Genomic DNA, 16,390 nt, shown 5'->3' with positions numbered 1-16,390 from the left:
GGATCGGATGAGGGGCGGCACGGGAACGGCCGGCACAGGAGCGGGCGTCGAGGGGACGGGCGGCGAGAGGGCGGCCCGGCCCAGGGTGGCGCGCCGCGACTGGATCGAGGCGGCCTACGGGGAGCTGGCCCGCGCGGGCGAGCGCGGCGTGGCGATCACCACGCTGGCGGCCCGGCTCGGCGTCACCAAGGGCAGCTTCTACTGGCACTTCCGGGACCGCCCCGAGCTGATGCGGGCGCTGCTGGACCGGTGGGCGCACGAGCGGACCGACGAGATGCTGGGGCTCGCGCTCGGCAGCACCGCCGACCCGCGCGAGCGGCTGCGCCGCATCCAGGCGCTCGGCCGCGAGGTCGCGCCGATCGACCGGGCGATGCGGCTGTGGGCGCAGCACGAGCCGGCGGCGGAGGAGGCGGTGCGGCACGCCGACCGGGCCCTGCTCGGGCACATCGTCGCCTGCCTGGAAGGCCTCGGGTTCGATGAGCAGGAGGCACGTCTTCGGGCGCAGCTGATGCTGCGCGTCTGGGCGGGCGGCTACCTCGTCCCCGAGTCCGGACCCGACCCGGGGGAACGCATGCTGGAGATCCTCCTCGCTCCCTAGCCTCCGTCCCACTCCCGCCGGACGAAGCCGTGCCGCGCGAGCATCTCGGCGAGCTGCCGCCCGGCCGGGGTGAGCTCCCTGCCGAGCCCCCGGCACGCGGCGCAGCGCTCCTTCTCCGGCTCGGACGGGCGGGCCTTCATGTGGTCGTCGATAGCGCGTTCCACGGCGGTCACGATGGCGGGTTCGGCGGCGGCGGGCCGTTCGGGCGCGGCGACGGGCGCGGCCCCGGGCGGGGCCCCGGGCGGGGCGCCCGGAGCCGGACGCCACTCGTGGGCGCGGCGGGCGGCCTGCGCGACCGCGATCAGCTCGCCGGCCCGCCGGTGCCAGGCGAGCCACCGCTCGTTCGGCGTGCTCCCCGTCCCCCCGCACTCCGCGCAGTCGTCCTCCAGCGCCTCCAGGAGCCGCGACACCAGTCCGGCGCTCGCCGCCCGGTCACCCACTCCGGTCACCCACTCCGGTCACCCACTCCGGTCACCTCGCGCAGGCTTCACGATCCCTGTCCATCCACGCTCTCGCCGTCCCGGGCCCGCGGGCCCCCCTCACGTCGTACGCGCGGCGGGGCCGCCGGGTTCGGACGCGCGCCGGTCGTCGCGCCGCCCCGTCCGCCGCCGCGACGCCTCCGTATCGCGTACGCTCCCGGCGGCGGGGCAGGTCCGGTGAGGGGGCCACCGCCCGCGCGCGGGCACGGGCGTCGCGCCGTGACGGTCCGACCCCCTATCGTGGTAGGGCCCGCGACCGTACCGTCCGGTCCCGACCGGAGGCGGCGCGGCGGGGCCGCCGGGGGCCGGAGGGAAGGGCCGCCGAAGGGGACTCCGTGCGAAAGGCTGGGGTGTGAGTCAGCGACGACCGCGGCCGTCAGGCGAAGAGCAGGCGGGCGACGTGGCCGGCGCCGTGCCGGACGACGTCGCGGCCGCCGTGGAGCGCGTGCTGAGCGCGACCACGCTGCTCTGGAACCGCGCGGACCAGGGCCTCGAACCCGCCATCTCGCCGATCCAGCTGCGCGCCGTGGAGGTGATCGCGCGGTTCGGCCGGCTGAACCTCGGCGGGCTCGCCGAGGAGCTCGGCGCGATCCCCTCGTCCACGAGCCGGCTGTGCGACAGGCTGGAGGCGGCCGGGCTGCTGGTGCGGGAGTCCGCCCGCACCGACCGGCGCGAGATCGTGCTGCGGCTGAGCGACCAGGGCGAGCGGCTGCACGCCGAGCTGGTCCGGCGGCGCCGCGCGGCGGTGCGCGACGTGCTGGCGCAGATGTCCCCCGCGTCCCGGGCCCGGCTGCTCGACGCGCTCACGGAGTTCGGTCAGGCGGGCGAGCGGCGCGAGCGCGGCGGTGGGGTCCTCGGGTCCCGGACGGCCTGACCGGCGCCCGGTTCCGGCCAGTTCGTACCTGCTTCTTCCGCAGCTCGATATCAAGTATTTGCCATACGGCAAACTCTTTGGCAGTCTTCCCGTGCGGTCCTGCGTCCGACACGGGGCGGACCCGATGACAGAGCCGCGTTCCCGCGGTCGAACGGCCGGTCGAGGGGGACGGCCGCTCCTGCGGTCCGGTCACCGTACGCGGACCGGCCGCACCGGGACGCGGCCGCGTCCGGCGCGTCGGCAGGCAGTATGAGATGGGGTCTCGATGAGCACGCACGGCCGCCCGGCCGGGGATGAGCACGGCCGCCCGGCCGAGAGTGGCCGGGGCCGCCCGGCCGAAGGGGACGGCAGCCCCCCGGCCAGGGTCGAACGGGCGCTGCGCGCCGCTCCCGCGTACGCGCTGCCCGAGGTGCTGGCCGCGACGCTCTCGCGGGAGTACCCCCGCGTCTCCACCGCCCGGCTCCTGGTCTCCGACTACCACTCGCGCGCCCTGATGCCGGTCGCGCCCCTGCTGGCCGCGCCGCGCCCCGGCGGCCCGGCGGCCCCGGCCGGCGAGGCGCGGGCCGCGGTGGCGGCCGCCGAGGAGGCCGTCGAGCCGCCCGAGGAGGCCACCGAGCCGATCGGGATCCGGCAGAGCCCCGCCGGGCGCTCGTTCGCCACCGGCCGCGTCCTGGTGGCCCCCGCGGAGGACGGCGACGGGTCCGGCGAAACCGGGACCTATATACCGGTCAGCGCGCGGGGCGAGCGGATCGGCGTCCTGCAGGTCGGCTCGTCCGCCCCGTGGACCGCGGCCGAGACGGCCGAGCTGGCCGAGATCGGCGAGCTGCTGGGCAGCGCGCTGAAGGTCGCGTGGACCCGGACCGACCGGTACGAGCGGGCCAGGCGGCGGCACCGCCTCACGCTCGCCGCCGAACTGCAGTGGCAGCTCCTCCCCGGCCACGCGCACGCGGACACCTCGTTCAGCCTCGCGGGGCACCTGGAGCCGGCCTACTCGATCGGCGGCGACAACTTCGACTGGTCCGTCGAGCACGACCACCTGGCGCTGACCGTCACCAACGGCGCGGGCACCGGCATCAAGGCGGCGCTGCTGACGTCGCTGACCGTCGGCGCGCTGCGCAACGCCCGGCGGTCGGGCGCCGACCTCGGCGAGCAGGCGAGCCTGGCGAACGACATGGTGCACGTGCGCTACGGCGGCCGGGAGTTCACCGAGACCCTCGTCATGCGGATCGACCTCGTCGACGGGACCGTGCACGTCATCGACGCGGGCTCCCCGCGGCTCCTGCTGATGCGCGGCTCCGAGGTGACGCGGGTGCCGCTGGAGCAGCAGCTCCCGCTCGGCATGTTCCCCGACACCGAGTACCGGCCCCAGCGGTTCGGGCTCGAACCCGGCGACCGGCTGGTGATCGTCAGCGACGGGGTCTTCGGCGCGAAGGCCAAGGGCGGCGAGTACGGGACGCACCTGCTGGAGCAGGCCACCCGGCGCAGCCGCCTGCAGCCCGCGGCCGAGGTCCCGCTGACCGTCATCGACGAGCTCATCGAGTTCCACGAGGGCGCCGACCTCGCCGACGACGCCGTCGTGGTGTGCTTCGACTGGCACAGCCCGTCCGGCGGCACTTCCCCGGTTCCGCCCCACGTGGCCCTGCACGGCGAGTCCGCGGTCTAGGCGGGAGCCGCCCGCGGGCGGCTCCCGGCCGGCGGCCTTCCGGTCACTCGGCCGGCGGGCTCGGCCGGTCGTCGGGGACGAGGCCGAGGGCCACCTCGAGGGCGGCGGCGTGCAACTCGTCCTCGCTGAAGGCGGTGTCGCGCATGGCGAAGTGGGTCATGTGCAGCGTGAGGAGGGCCAGGCGGGCGCGGATCTGGTCGGGCAGGCCCGCCTTCTCGTCGACCATGAACTCGGCGTACGACTTCATGCGCTCGCGCAGGTCCGAGGCGGCCTTCAGCTCTCGGACGGCCGGTTCGTTCATCTGCATGAAGCGGATCATCTCCTTGCCGGGGCCCTCGATGATCTCGGCATAGCGGCGCACGAACTCCCGCCGCGACGCCGGGGTGGGCTGCTGCCCGCGCGCCCACTCCAGGAGTTCCTCGCCCTCGGCGCGGAAGTCCTCGAAGAGGCTGCCGACGATGTCCTCTTTGGTCTTGAAGTGGTAGTAGAGCGCCGCCTTCGTCACATCGAGGCGTTCGGCGATCTCGCGCAGCGAGGTCTTCTCGTACCCCTGCTCGGCGAACAGCTCCAGCGCGACACTGCGGATCCGTGCGCGGGTGTCGCCTCGACGGCGGGTCATCGCGTCCTCCCCCTCAACTTACTTGACGACCGGCTAGTTCCGAGTCTACCGTACGGCAGGTACGAACTAGCCGGGCGGCAGGTAAGTCGGACGGAGCGGGGACAGGGATGAGCACATCACTCACGAAGAGCGGGACGGCGGAGCCGTCTCGGAGCAAGCGCCAGGTGTACATCGTGATGAGCGGGCTGATGATCGGCATGCTGCTCGCCATGCTCGACAACATGGTGGTCGGCACCGCGATGCCCACGATCGTAGGCGAGCTGGGCGGGGTGGCGCACCTGTCCTGGGTGGTCACCGCCTACACGCTGGCCACCGCCGCGGCGACGCCGATCTGGGGCAAGCTCGGCGACATGTACGGCCGCAAGGGCATGTTCATGGCCGCCGTCGTGGTGTTCCTGGCCGGGTCGGCGCTGGCCGGCATGGCGCACAGCATGACGCAGCTGATCGCCTTCCGCGGCGTCCAGGGCCTCGGCGCCGGCGGCCTCATGGTCGGCGCCATGGCCATCATCGGCGACCTGGTGCCGCCCCGTGAGCGCGGCCGCTACCAGGGGTTGATGGCCGCGGTCATGCCGCTGGCCTTCATCGGCGGCCCGCTGCTGGGCGGCCTGGTGACCGACCACCTCAGCTGGCGGTGGGCCTTCTACGTCAACCTTCCGCTGGGCGCCCTCGCCCTGGTGGTCACCGCGCTGACCATGCACCTGCCGAAGCGTCCCCGCAGCACGGCCCGCATCGACTACATCGGCGCGGTCCTGCTGACCGCCGGCATCGTCTGCCTCTCGCTCATGACCAGCTGGGGCGGCACGGAGTACGCCTGGGCCTCCGCCATGATCATCGGCCTCGGCGCCGGCGCCGCCGTCCTGCTGGTCCTGTTCGTGCTGTGGGAGATGCGCGCGGAGTCCCCGATCCTGCCGATGAGCCTGTTCCGCAGCCGCAACTTCACGCTGGCCTCGGTGCTGGGCTTCCTGGTCGGCTTCGGGATGTTCGGCGCGGTGACCTTCCTGCCGCAGTTCCAGCAGCTGGTGCAGGGCGCCTCGGCCACCAACAGCGGCCTGCTCCTGCTGCCGATGATGATGGGCATGCTCGTCACCACCATGACCGTCGGGCAGCTGGTGACCCGCACCGGGCGCTACCGCGTCTACCCCATCGTGGGCGGGGTCGTCATGACCGCGGGCATGCTGCTGCTGTCCCGGCTCACCGTGGACTCCACCCAGCTCACCACCGGTCTGTTCATGCTCGTGCTGGGCGCCGGCATGGGCTTCCTGATGCAGAACACGATGCTCATCGCGCAGAACAGCGTGGAGTTGAAGGACATGGGCGCGGCCAGCGGCGCGGCCACCCTGTTCCGGACGATCGGCGGCTCGCTCGGCGTGTCGATCCTCGGCGCGATCTACAGCAGCCGCCTGACCGGCGGGCTGAGCGACCGGCTGGGCGAGAAGGCCGGCGAGTCGATCTCCGGCAGCGGCGGCCGGCTCACCCCGGCACTTCTCAAGCGGATGCCGACCGAGGTGCGCGACGCCGTGGAGCACGCGGTGGCCTCCGGTGTCCACAACGTCTTCCTCTGGGCTTCCGCGTTCACCCTGCTGGCCATCGTCGCCGCCTGGTTCATCCGCGAGACCCCGCTGCGCGGCGGTCCCGCGGAGCGGCCCGCCGCGGAGGACCGCACGGTCACCGAACCCGTCGCGATCTGACCCGGCGCGGCACCGGGCAGGGGCCGTCCTCGTCGAGGACGGCCCCTGCCGCGCTTTGCGGCGGCGGCTTCGACGTCCGCGGTCCAGGCGGGCCCGGGCCGATCCCCTTGCGGGACCGCCCCGACCGGGCAGTAACCTTTCGCTTACTTGATCAGCGAGAAAGCGGGAGAGCAGCGATGGGCGAGCTGAGCGCCGCGGAGACCGTCCGCGCCGCCGACAAGATCATCCACGACGTCGGGTCGCGGTGGATGCTGTCGCGCAGCACGGCGGAGCACGGCAAGGAGCAGGGGTACGACAACCCGTTCGCGTACTACTTCGCCGGACGGGGCGGGGTGATGGGCGACGTCGACGCCGACGTGGTCTCGGCGGCGCTCGGCTGGTTCGAGCCCGGTTTCGTCCGCGCCCAGTGGGACGAGGGGGTCGCGGTCGCCGGGGCGCGCGAGGCGACGCGGCGGTACATCCTCGGCTGCGCGGCCTGGGGCGAGGCCCACCTGCCGGAGGACCCGCGCCTCTGCGAGCTGGCGGAGCGCGTCGTGCGCGCGGCCGAGGGATCGGGGCTGCCGCTGTTCTGCGGCTGGCGCGCCGAAACGCTGCCGGACGCCACCCGGGCCCGGCTGATGCAGCTGGTGCAGGTGCTGCGGGAACTGCGCGGCGGCCTGCATCTCGTCGCGACGACCGCCGTCGGGCTCTCCCCGCTGGAGGCGATCCTGACGCAGGACGGGCCGGACATCGCGCGCTTCTTCGGCTGGCAGGGCGACCTCCCCGACTGCGCGGCGCTCAGGCCGCGGCGCGTGGAGGCGGAGGAGATCACCGACCGGCTCTCCGCCGCCGTCTACGAGCGGGCGCTGTCGCCCTCCGAGCGGGCCGAGTTCGCCGAGCGGATCGGCGCGGTCGGCGCGGCCGTCCTCGGCTGAGCGGTTCCGCGGAGCGCGCCGGGGCCGGTCTTGTCGCGGAGGCACAAGCGCCGGGCGGAGATTGCGCAAGCGCGGGACTGTCGCAGAGGGGCCGACAGGTCCATTGTCGGACCAGAACCGATCACGCTCGGAAGGAGCACGTGATGGGACGGTCCCCTCTCCCCCTCGGCGCGTTCGCGGCACTGCCGCGTGTGGGGGGCGGCCCCCCGCACTCCCCGGTTCGCTTCGCTCTCGCCGTGGCCGCGTCGGCTGCTTCCTTGCTGGCCGTCACCGCTGCGGCCGGACCGGTTGGCGCGCGCGAGACCGGCCGGACCGAGGCGCCGGTCGCCTCCAGCTCGCCCGTCACCGACGTCGCCGAGTCGGTCGTGCGGGTCAGGGTGCCGCTGCCCGCGTCGGCCGGTCCGCATCCGGAGGCCTGCGACTGGCTGTCCTACCTGCGGTTCCGGCACAAGGACGGTCCCGCCGCGTCGGCCGACGCCGACCGGATCCTGGTCGCGCAGCCCGGCATCCTGGAGGGCGCGGGCGCGTTCGACAGCGTCGCGCGCAACACGGTCTCGGCCGCGGCCGAGCGCGGGAAGCACATCGAGTTCTGGGCGCTGGACCGGCGGTCCAACTGCCTGGAGGACGGCACCGGGATCCAGGCGGGGCTCCGGGCGGGGAACGCCCATCTCGCCATCGACTACTACTACCGGCAGAAAGAGGTCGACGGCCGGAAGTTCGCCGGGTACCAGACCAACGACCAGGTGAAGTGGCTCCAGAGCGTCGGGCTTGAGCAGACCGTCCGCGACCAGTACGACCTGATGGTCAGGGAGCTTCCCGACCCGGCCGCGCGCAATCGGAAGATGATGTGCGGGGGGCACTCGCTGGGCGGCGTCCTGACGGCGTTCTTCGCCGAATGGGACTTCGACGGCGACCACTCGACCACGGGCGACGCAGGGTACGAGCAGTGCTCCGGCTACTTCGCGCTCGACACCCGGATCTCGACGGCGCTTCCCGGGTTCGGCGGGGACTTCCCCGAGGACTGGATCCCGCTGCTGAAGTTCGGCGCGGGCGCCGTCCAGGCGGGGCTGGAGAGCGGTGCGATCCCGCGGGCCCTGTCCGCCCCCGCGGTGGTCAACACCGAGACGATGAACCTGCTCGGCATCGCGGGCCTGGCGGCGCGCCTCGACCCGGGCGGCGTCTCCGACCTCGCGACCTACGTGCCGTCGTCGTTCAACACCGACTCCACCTACCGGATCCTGTTCTCCAAGGACTACCCGACGTTCCTCACGGGCTCCCCCACGGTGAAGGACTTCCGGTTCAGCAACGCCGCCGCGCTCGGCGGGCTGCTGGACGACAACTCCCAGCCGCTCGCGTTCATGCAGGCCAGCCTCGGGTTCTGGGACGGCGGGAAGATCGTCGACAAGGAGTTCCCGGCGCCGAACGACCTCGCCGGCATCGGGCTCGGCGGCCTGTCCCGGCTGCTCGGGACCGAGAAGAAGGCGATCCCGGACGAGCCGCGCGGCCCGCTGTACACGTGGCGGAACTTCGACCGCGTCGGCGCCCCGGACGACCCCGTGTACAAGGCCGAGGACGGCACCCCGTTCACGTCCGCGGACAAGGAGGTCACCGACATCGCCGAACTGGCCCGCAGCCTGTCGGAGCACCCGCTCGACTTCACCGAGCACTACTTCCCGACGCGGATGGTCACCGACATCGCGCTGGCCGCCGCACCGGGGATCGCCGACGACGCCGTCCACGAGGACGGCGTCACGGCGAACCCGACGCTCAACCTGGAGGCGGAGGGCGGCCTCGGCGGCGACCCTCAGCCCGGCGACGTCGTCGCGCCCGGCTACCAGCACATCGACGTGCTGACCGCGTCCGCCGTCCAGAACGGCGGCCGGCCCGAGCCGGTCTCCGCGAACCTCGCCGCGTTCGCCGCCCGCTGACGCGACCCCGCCGCCCGCCGCCCGCCGCCCCGTGTTTCGCGGAACGGGCGGCGGGTAGGTGGGCGGCGGATCAAGCTGAGGAAGGCGGTGGGACGTGGGCGTTCGGAGATGGATCGAGTCGTGGCCCGTCTACCGCCAGTTCAGCGGCGACGACCCCCTCGGACGGGGCGTAGCGGCCAGGAGCGCCGGAACCGAGCGGATCACGCCGCGGGTGAGCACCGCCGACCGGGTCGTGAAGTCGGTGTGCCCCTACTGCGCCGTCGGCTGCGGGCAGGACGTCTACGTCAAGGACGGCAAGGTCACCCAGATCGAGGGCGACCCCGACTCGCCGGTCAGCCGGGGGCGGCTGTGCCCCAAGGGCTCCGCGAGCCTCCAACTGACCACCGGGGACGCCCGCGAGCAGCGGGTCCTGTACCGGCGCCCGCACGGCACCGAGTGGGAGTCCCTCGACCTCGACACGGCGATGGACATGATCGCCGACCGGGTGGTCGAGGCGCGCCGGCACGGCTGGCAGTGGGAGCAGGACGGCGTGCCGGTGCGGCGGACGCTGGGCTTCGCGAGCCTCGGCGGCGCCACCCTCGACAACGAGGAGAACTACCTGATCAAGAAGCTGTTCACCGCGCTCGGCGCGGTGCAGATCGAGAATCAGGCCCGCGTTTGACACTCCTCCACCGTTCCCGGTCTGGGAACCTCGTTCGGACGCGGCGGCGCGACCACCTTCCAGCAGGACCTCCAGCACGCCGACTGCATCGTCGTCCAGGGCTCGAACATGGCCGAGTGCCATCCGGTCGGGTTCCAGTGGGTGATGGAGGCCAAGGCGCGCGGGGCGAAGCTGATCCACGTGGACCCGCGGTTCACGCGGACGAGCGCGCTCGCGGACGCCCACGTCCCGCTGCGCGCGGGCAGTGACATCGCGTTCCTCGGCGGGATCATCAACTACGTCCTGCGGAACGAGAAGTACTTCCGCGAGTACGTCCTGTCCTACACGAACGCGTCGGTGATCCTCACCGAGGAGTTCCGCGACACCGAGGACCTGGACGGCGTGTTCTCCGGCCTGGACCGGGAGCAGCGCAGCTACGACAACAGCACGTGGCAGTACGAGGGCATGGAGGTCCAGGCGGCGTCCGGCCAGCGCGACATGGAGTACGAGGACCGCGTCGGAGCCGTCCAGGAGGCCGCGCGCGGCGAGGCGCACGGCTCGGGCGGCGCGGCGATCGGCGTGGGCGACCCGGAGCGGGACCCGACGCTGGAGCACCCGCGGTGCGTGTTCCAGGTCCTCAGGCGGCACTACGCGCGGTACACGCCGGAGATGGTCGAGCGGATCTGCGGCGTCCCCCGGGACCAGTTCCTCAAGGTCTGCGAGATGGTCACGGAGAACTCCGGCCGCGACCGGACGACGGCGTTCGCGTACGCGGTGGGCTGGACCCAGCACACGGTCGGCGTCCAGTACATCCGGGCGGCGTCGGTCCTGCAGTCGCTGCTCGGCAACATCGGCCGTCCCGGCGGCGGCATCCTGGCGCTGCGCGGCCACGCGTCCATCCAGGGCTCGACCGACATCCCGACGCTGTTCAACCTGCTGCCCGGCTACATCCCGATGCCGCACGCCCACAGCAACCAGGACCTGGACACGTTCATCCAGGCGGAGGCGGCGCGCAAGGGCTTCTGGGGCGACATGCGCTCCTACATGGTCAGCCTGCTGAAGGCGTACTGGGGCGACGCGGCGACCGCCGACAACGACTACCGCTTCGACTACCTGCCGCGGCTGACCGGCTCGCACAGCACCTACGAGACGTCCATGGCGCAGATCGACGGGGTGTGCAAGGGCTACTTCCTCATGGGCGAGAACCCGGCCGTCGGATCCGCCAACGCCAAGATCCAGCGCCTCGGGATGGCGAACCTCGACTGGCTCGTGGTCCGCGACTTCTCGCTGATCGAGTCGGCGACGTGGTGGAAGGACGGCCCGGAGATCGAGTCGGGCGAGATGCGCACCGAGGACATCGGCACCGAGGTGTTCTTCCTGCCGGCCGCCGCGCACACCGAGAAGGACGGCAGCTTCACCAACACGCAGCGGATGCTGCAGTGGCACCACAAGGCGGTGGAGCCCGCCGGGGACACGCGCAGCGACCTGTGGTTCATGTACCACCTCGGCCGCCTCGTCAGGGAGAAGCTCGCCGGCTCCACCGACGAGATGGACCGGCCCGTCCTCGACCTGACGTGGGACTACCCGACGCACGGCGAGATCGCCGAGCCGGACGCCGAGGCCGTCCTCGCCGAGATCAACGGCCGGGACGCCGACGGGAACCCGCTGTCCTCCTACACGCAGCTGAAGGACGACGGGTCCACCTCGTGCGGCTGCTGGATCTACTGCGGCTGCTTCACCGACGGCGTCAACCAGACCGCGCGCCGCAAGCCCGGCAAGGACCAGAACTGGGTGGCGCCCGAGTGGGGCTGGGCGTGGCCGATGAACCGCCGCATCCTCTACAACCGGGCGTCCGCCGCCCCGGACGGCAGGCCGTGGAGCGACCGCAAGGCGCTGATCTGGTGGGACGCCGAGAAGGGCGAGTGGACGGGCCACGACGTGCCCGACTTCGTCGCCGACCGCCCGCCGGACTACAAGCCGCCGCGCGACGCGACGGGACCGGACGCGCTCGCCGGCAACGACCCGTTCATCATGCAGGCGGACGGCAAGGCGTGGCTGTACGTGCCCGCCGGGCTGACGGACGGGCCGCTGCCGACGCACTACGAGCCGCAGGAGTCGCCGTTCCAGAACCCGCTCTACAAGCAGCAGCGCAACCCGGTCCGGCACCTGCCGCCGCCGCACCCCGACAACCGGTACGCGCCGAGCGGCACCGACCCGGGAGCCGGAACCTACCCGTACGTGGTGACGACGTACCGGCTCACCGAGCACCACACGGCGGGCGGCATGTCGCGCTGGCAGCCCTACCTGGCCGAGTTGCAGCCGGAGTTCTTCTGCGAGGTCTCGCCGGAACTGGCGGCCGAGCGGCGCCTGGAGCACGGCGGCTGGGCGACCATCGTCAGCCCGCGCGCCGTCGTGGAGGCGCGTGTGCTGGTGACCGATCGGATGGCGCCGCTGACCGTGGACGGCAGGAAGCTGCACCAGATCGGCCTGCCCTACCACTGGGGCCCGAACGGCTACAGCCGCGGCGACGCCGCGAACGAACTGCTGCACCTGTCCCTGGACCCGAACACGCACATCCAGGAGGCGAAGGCGCTGTCGGTCGACATCCGCCCCGGCCGCCGCCCACGCGGCCCGGCCGCCGGCGCCCTGGTCCGCGAGTACCAGGAGCGCGCCGGCATCACCGACCGGACAGGAACCGAGTTGTAATGCGTTTCTCTCCTCCTTCGGGCCTGGCGGCCCTCCATCGTCGAGAAACGCGGGCGATCGCTGGCATCGCTCCGGCTCGCCTTGCGGCTCGCTGCGCGATCAGGTATCTCGCAAGCTCGAACCTGCCTTCGGACGCGATCGCGACTGTAGGGGTTGTCGCGGGGTGCTCGAAACTCGGGCTTCAGCGGACAATCAGGGGGTGGTCGGCTGCGGGGATGAGTTCGCCTATGACTTGGGCGCCGGGGATCTCGCCGGCGAGCAGGAGGCCGCCGGAGGTCTGGGCGTCGGCGAGCAGGAGCCGGTCGTCCGCGCCGACGGCGCCGAAGTCGGTGTGCGGGGCGACCCAGTCGAGGTTGCGGCGGGTGCCGCCGCTGACGTACCCGTCCCGGAGGGACGCGCGCGCGCCGTCGAGGTAGGGGACGGCGGCGGCGTCGACCACGGCGGTCACCCCGGACGCGCGGGCCATCTTGTAGAGGTGGCCGAGGAGCCCGAAGCCGGTCACGTCGGTGGCGCAGACGATCCCGGCGTCCAGCGCGGCGGCGGACGCGTCGCGGTTCAGCGCGGCCATGGTCTCCACGGCGTGCGCGAAGACCTCGCCCGTCGCCTTGTGCCGGTTGTTCAGGACGCCGAGGCCGAGGGGCTTGGTGAGGCTGAGCGGCGTGCCCGGCTTGCCGGTGTCGTTGCGCAGCAGGCGTGCGGGGTCGGCGACCCCGGTGACGGCCATGCCGTACTTGGGCTCGGGGTCGTCCACGCTGTGGCCGCCGCCGACGTGGCAGCCCGCCTCGACGGCGATGTCGAGCCCCCCGCGCAGGACCTCGCGCGCCAGGTCGAACGGGAGGACCTCGCGCGGCCAGGCGAGCAGGTTCACCGCCACGATGGGCCGGCCGCCGATCGCGTAGACGTCGGACAGCGCGTTGGCGGCGGCGATGCGCCCCCAGTCGTACGGGTCGTCGACGACGGGCGTGAAGAAGTCGGCGGTGGCGACGGCGGCGAGGCCGTCCTGGAGCCGGACCACGGCCGCGTCGTCCCCGGTCTCCAGCCCCACGAGCAGGTCGGCGTTGGGCGAGGCGGGCGCGGCCCCCAGCCCCGCGACGACCTCCTCCAACTCCCCCGGCGGAATCTTGCAGGCGCACCCGCCGCCATGCGCGTACTGGGTGAGCCGTTTCGGGGGAGCGTCGGTCATGGCTTCCTTTCGGTGCAGCGGCGGCGGAGGTCGTCTACTCGGACCGTGTAGCCCTTGTCGTCGAGGTACTCCAGGAGCGGGACGGCGACGCGGCGGGTGGTGCCGAGGGCGCGGCGCGCCTCGCTCAGGGTGAAGGGGCCGCCGAGTGCGGCTAGCAGCTCGGCGGCGCGGGCGTCGGCGCCGGGGAGCAGGACGACGCCGTCGGCGACCTTGAGGAGTTCGCCGGTCGCGGCGGCGACGGCGAGCATCCTCGGGGTGAGGCCGAGTTCGGCGAGGCGGTTCGCGTCCGGAGCCTGGAACGGGGCCGCGGCCAGATCGCGGCGGACGGCGTCGACGGCCGCGCGCACGGGCGGCGGCAGTTCGGGCGCGGTCGCCCTGCCGTAGATCCTGCCGTCGCGCCTGCCGAGGCCCTCGGCGAGGGCGTCGACGAGGACGCGGTCGGGGAGGCCGAGGGCGCGCCGGGCCGCGTCGGCCGGGAGCCCGGGGTCGGTGGGGTGGGCCTTGGCGTGCTCGTCGACGGCCGCCGCGAGGCGCTCGCGCAGGTCCTTCCAGAGGGCCGGGTCGGCGAGCCACTCCCCCGCGACCGGCTCGAAGGGGACGGGGACGCCCATCGCCACCAGGTCCGAGCGCCTGATCAGGCCCCGGCGCCGGACCTCCTCGGCGCCGTCCGGCCGTCCGGTCATCTCGGCGAGCACGCGGGCCCGTGCCGCCGCCGCACCGCGCCGCGTGAACGGCTCGGGGCGGACGTCCAGGACCGTGACCCCCGCCGGGACGCGGTGCCGCCCGGGGTCGCGCAGCAGGGCGACGTCCCCGACGCGGAGCGGCAGCGGGCGGCGCAGCGACAGCCGGGCCGTGTCGTCCCCGAGGGGGCGGACGTGGACCGGCACGGCCGCCGAGCCCACGTGGAGCGTCAGCTCGCGCGGCAGATCGGGTGCGGCGTCACCGCGCAGCCGGACGTCGACCACGTCGGCGGTGAGCCAGCGCCCGGGGGTGAGCAGGGCGTCGCCCCGGCCCATCTCCCCCGCGTTCCCGTGCAGGTTGACGGCGACGCGGGCGACGGCGCCGATCTCCTGGTGGTCCTCCTTGAGGCTCTGCAACCCGCGCACGCGCAGAAGGGCGTCGCCGAAGGCGAGGCGGTCGCCGACGCTGATCGTTCCGGCGCCGAGGGTGCCGGTCACGACGGTTCCCCTGCCGCGGATGGTGAAGACCCGGTCGATCCAGAGCCGGACGTCGGCGTCCCGGTCGGGGGCCGGGAGGGTGCCGGTGAGCCGCTCCAGGGCCGCGCGCAGCTCGTCGAGGCCGTCACCGGTGGCGCCGCTGACCGCCACCGACTCGACGCGGCCGAGCGACGTGGCCGCGAGGTGGGCGAGCGCCTCCTCGCGCACCCGGCCGGCCGTCGCCTCGTCGGTGAGGTCGCGGCGCGTCACGACGAGGAGGCCGTGGCGGACGCCGAGCGCGTCCAGCACCGCCAGGTGCTCCTCGGACTGGCGCTGCCAGCCCTGGTCGGCGGCCACCACGAACACGACGGCCGGGACGGGCCCGACCCCGGCGAGCATCGTGGTGACGAGCCGCTCGTGCCCCGGGACGTCCACGAAGGCGATGCGGTCGCCGCGCGGCAGGTTCGTCCAGGCGAAGCCGAGCTCGATGGTGAGGCCGCGCCGCCGCTCCTCCTCCAGCCGGTCGGGCTCCATCCCGGTGAGGGCGCGGACGAGCGTGGACTTGCCGTGGTCGACGTGCCCGGCGGTCGCGACGACGTGGGTCATCGCGCCGCCGCCCGGACGGCCCGGGCCAGGACGGCGTCCTCGTCCGGCGCCACGGAGCGCAGGTCGAGCAGGCACCGCCCGTCCTCGACCCGCCCCATCACGGCGGGCGTCCCCCGGCGCAGCCGCGCCGCGTACGGCTCGGGGACCGCCACGGCCGCGCTCGGCAGGACGACGCCGGGCGCGCCGCCGCCGCCGACCGCCGCCTCGCTCTCGACGGCCTCGGCCTCCACGCCGTCGTCCCGCAGCCGGGCGGCGAGCCGCTCGGCCCGCTCCCGCAGGGCCCCGGCGCCGGCGTGCAGCGCCTCCCAGGTCGGGGTCCGCGGCCCCCGGAGGGTTGCCTCCAGGGCGGCGAGGGTCAGCTTGTCGACCCGCAGCGCCCGCGCGAGCGGGTGGCGGGCGAGCCGCCGCACCAGGTCGTCCCGGCCGAGGAGGAGTCCGCACTGCGGCCCGCCGAGCAGCTTGTCGCCGCTGGCGGTGACCAGGTCGGCGCCCGCCTTGAGCAAGGACGCGGCGTCGGGCTCGTCCGGCAGGAGGGGCTCGGGGGCGAGCAGCCCGGAGCCGATGTCGGCGACGACCGGCACCCCGAGCCCGGCCAGCTCCGCGACGTCCGCGCCCCGGGTGAAGCCGGTCATGCGGAAGTTCGAGGGGTGCACCTTGAGGATGAAGCCGGTCTCCGCGCCGACGGCCGCCGCGTAGTCGTCCGGCGAGGTCCGGTTCGTGGTGCCGACCTCGCGCAGCCGCGCGCCGGTGGCGGCGAGCAGCTCGGGGATGCGGAACCCGTCGCCGATCTCCACCATCTCGCCGCGGCTGATGACGATCTCCCGGCCGGGCGCGAGCGCGGTGGCGGCCAGCACCAGCGCCGCCGCGCCGTTGTTGACGACGTGCGCGGCCTCCGCCTGCGGCACCCGCTCCAGGAGCGCCGCGAGCACCGAGCGGCCCCGCCCGGCACGGCGGCCGGTCTCCAGGTCGAGTTCGACGTCGGTGGCGCCGGACGCCACCGCCACGGCCTCGCGGGCCGCCGCCGACAGCGGCGCCCGCCCGAGGTTGGTGTGCAGCAGGACGCCGGTCGCGTTGATCACCGGGCGGAGCCCGGAGGCGCTCGGCGGGAGCGACGCGACGGCGGCGTCGGCCACCGCCTCCGGCGCGATCTCGCCGGCGCGGGCCCGGCGCTGGGCCGCGACGACCGCCGCCTTCACGACGCCGCGCCCGAGCCGTCCGGCCGCGCGCACGAGGCGGGGATCGGCGAGCAGCACGTCCGTGCGGGCGATCCGCCGCCGTTCGTCCTCACCCGCGACGGGCACGGCTCCGCGATCCATCAGGCGACCTCCGAGATGC

12 protein-coding genes are annotated in these 16,390 nt (G+C 74.0%); 7 read left to right on the top strand and 5 right to left on the bottom strand.

Going from position 1 to position 16,390, the window contains the following annotated elements:
• The first annotated feature begins 7 nt into the window (after positions 1-7).
• Positions 8-598 (top strand): TetR/AcrR family transcriptional regulator, encoded by a 591-nt coding sequence (locus tag K4S16_RS46515; RefSeq protein ID WP_149261499.1) that lies wholly within the window; start codon positions 8-10, stop codon positions 596-598.
• Here K4S16_RS46515 and K4S16_RS25220 read toward each other — a convergent pair.
• Positions 595-1,047: a hypothetical protein gene (locus tag K4S16_RS25220; protein WP_149261498.1), complete on the bottom strand. Its 453-nt coding sequence runs from the start codon at positions 1,045-1,047 to the stop codon at positions 595-597. The genes K4S16_RS46515 and K4S16_RS25220 overlap by 4 nt on opposite strands.
• Before the next feature lie 382 nt (positions 1,048-1,429).
• Between K4S16_RS25220 and K4S16_RS25215 the strand changes: the two genes are divergently transcribed.
• Positions 1,430-1,951: a MarR family winged helix-turn-helix transcriptional regulator gene (locus tag K4S16_RS25215; protein ID WP_149261497.1), complete on the top strand. Its 522-nt coding sequence runs from the start codon at positions 1,430-1,432 to the stop codon at positions 1,949-1,951.
• A gap of 265 nt (positions 1,952-2,216) precedes the next feature.
• Positions 2,217-3,614, top strand: coding sequence for a PP2C family protein-serine/threonine phosphatase (locus K4S16_RS25210; protein WP_149261496.1), 1,398 nt, complete (start codon positions 2,217-2,219; stop codon positions 3,612-3,614).
• Between the two features lie 43 nt (positions 3,615-3,657).
• On the opposite strand, the gene K4S16_RS25205 is transcribed toward K4S16_RS25210, so the two are convergent.
• Positions 3,658-4,233, bottom strand: a complete 576-nt coding sequence (locus K4S16_RS25205) for a TetR/AcrR family transcriptional regulator (RefSeq protein ID WP_149261495.1) — start codon at positions 4,231-4,233, stop codon at positions 3,658-3,660.
• Positions 4,234-4,340: 107 nt separating this feature from the next.
• Between K4S16_RS25205 and K4S16_RS25200 the strand changes: the two genes are divergently transcribed.
• From K4S16_RS25200 to fdh, 4 genes are all read left to right on the top strand, one after another.
• Positions 4,341-5,921: an MDR family MFS transporter gene (locus K4S16_RS25200; protein WP_149261494.1), complete on the top strand. Its 1,581-nt coding sequence runs from the start codon at positions 4,341-4,343 to the stop codon at positions 5,919-5,921.
• Between the two features lie 176 nt (positions 5,922-6,097).
• A complete protein-coding gene (locus K4S16_RS25195; protein ID WP_149261493.1) occupies positions 6,098-6,835 on the top strand; it encodes an evbL in 738 nt (245 codons plus the stop codon).
• 143 nt (positions 6,836-6,978) lie between these two features.
• Complete coding sequence (locus tag K4S16_RS25190) at positions 6,979-8,763, top strand: hypothetical protein (RefSeq protein WP_200842095.1); 1,785 nt, start codon at positions 6,979-6,981, stop codon at positions 8,761-8,763.
• A gap of 94 nt (positions 8,764-8,857) precedes the next feature.
• Positions 8,858-12,109, top strand: a complete 3,252-nt coding sequence (fdh, locus tag K4S16_RS25185; RefSeq protein WP_149261492.1) for a formate dehydrogenase — start codon at positions 8,858-8,860, stop codon at positions 12,107-12,109.
• 181 nt (positions 12,110-12,290) lie between these two features.
• On the opposite strand, the gene selD is transcribed toward fdh, so the two are convergent.
• The 3 genes from selD to selA are packed head-to-tail and all read right to left on the bottom strand — an operon-like array spanning position 12,291 to position 16,371.
• A complete protein-coding gene (selD, locus tag K4S16_RS25180; RefSeq protein ID WP_149261491.1) occupies positions 12,291-13,292 on the bottom strand; it encodes a selenide, water dikinase SelD in 1,002 nt (333 codons plus the stop codon).
• Positions 13,289-15,055 carry a selenocysteine-specific translation elongation factor gene (gene selB / locus K4S16_RS25175; RefSeq protein WP_149261490.1) on the bottom strand — a complete coding sequence of 589 codons (1,767 nt, stop codon included), beginning with the start codon at positions 15,053-15,055 and terminating at the stop codon, positions 13,289-13,291. Before selB ends, selD begins: the two co-directional genes overlap by 4 nt.
• Positions 15,052-16,371 carry an L-seryl-tRNA(Sec) selenium transferase gene (gene selA, locus K4S16_RS25170; protein WP_149261489.1) on the bottom strand — a complete coding sequence of 440 codons (1,320 nt, stop codon included), beginning with the start codon at positions 16,369-16,371 and terminating at the stop codon, positions 15,052-15,054. The genes selB and selA overlap by 4 nt, the downstream gene beginning before the upstream one ends.
• Between the last annotated feature and the right edge of the window lie 19 nt (positions 16,372-16,390).

Source organism: Actinomadura sp. K4S16, assembly GCF_008327685.1.
Classification (GTDB): domain Bacteria; phylum Actinomycetota; class Actinomycetes; order Streptosporangiales; family Streptosporangiaceae; genus Spirillospora.
This window is presented reverse-complemented; position numbering and strand designations above follow the sequence as displayed.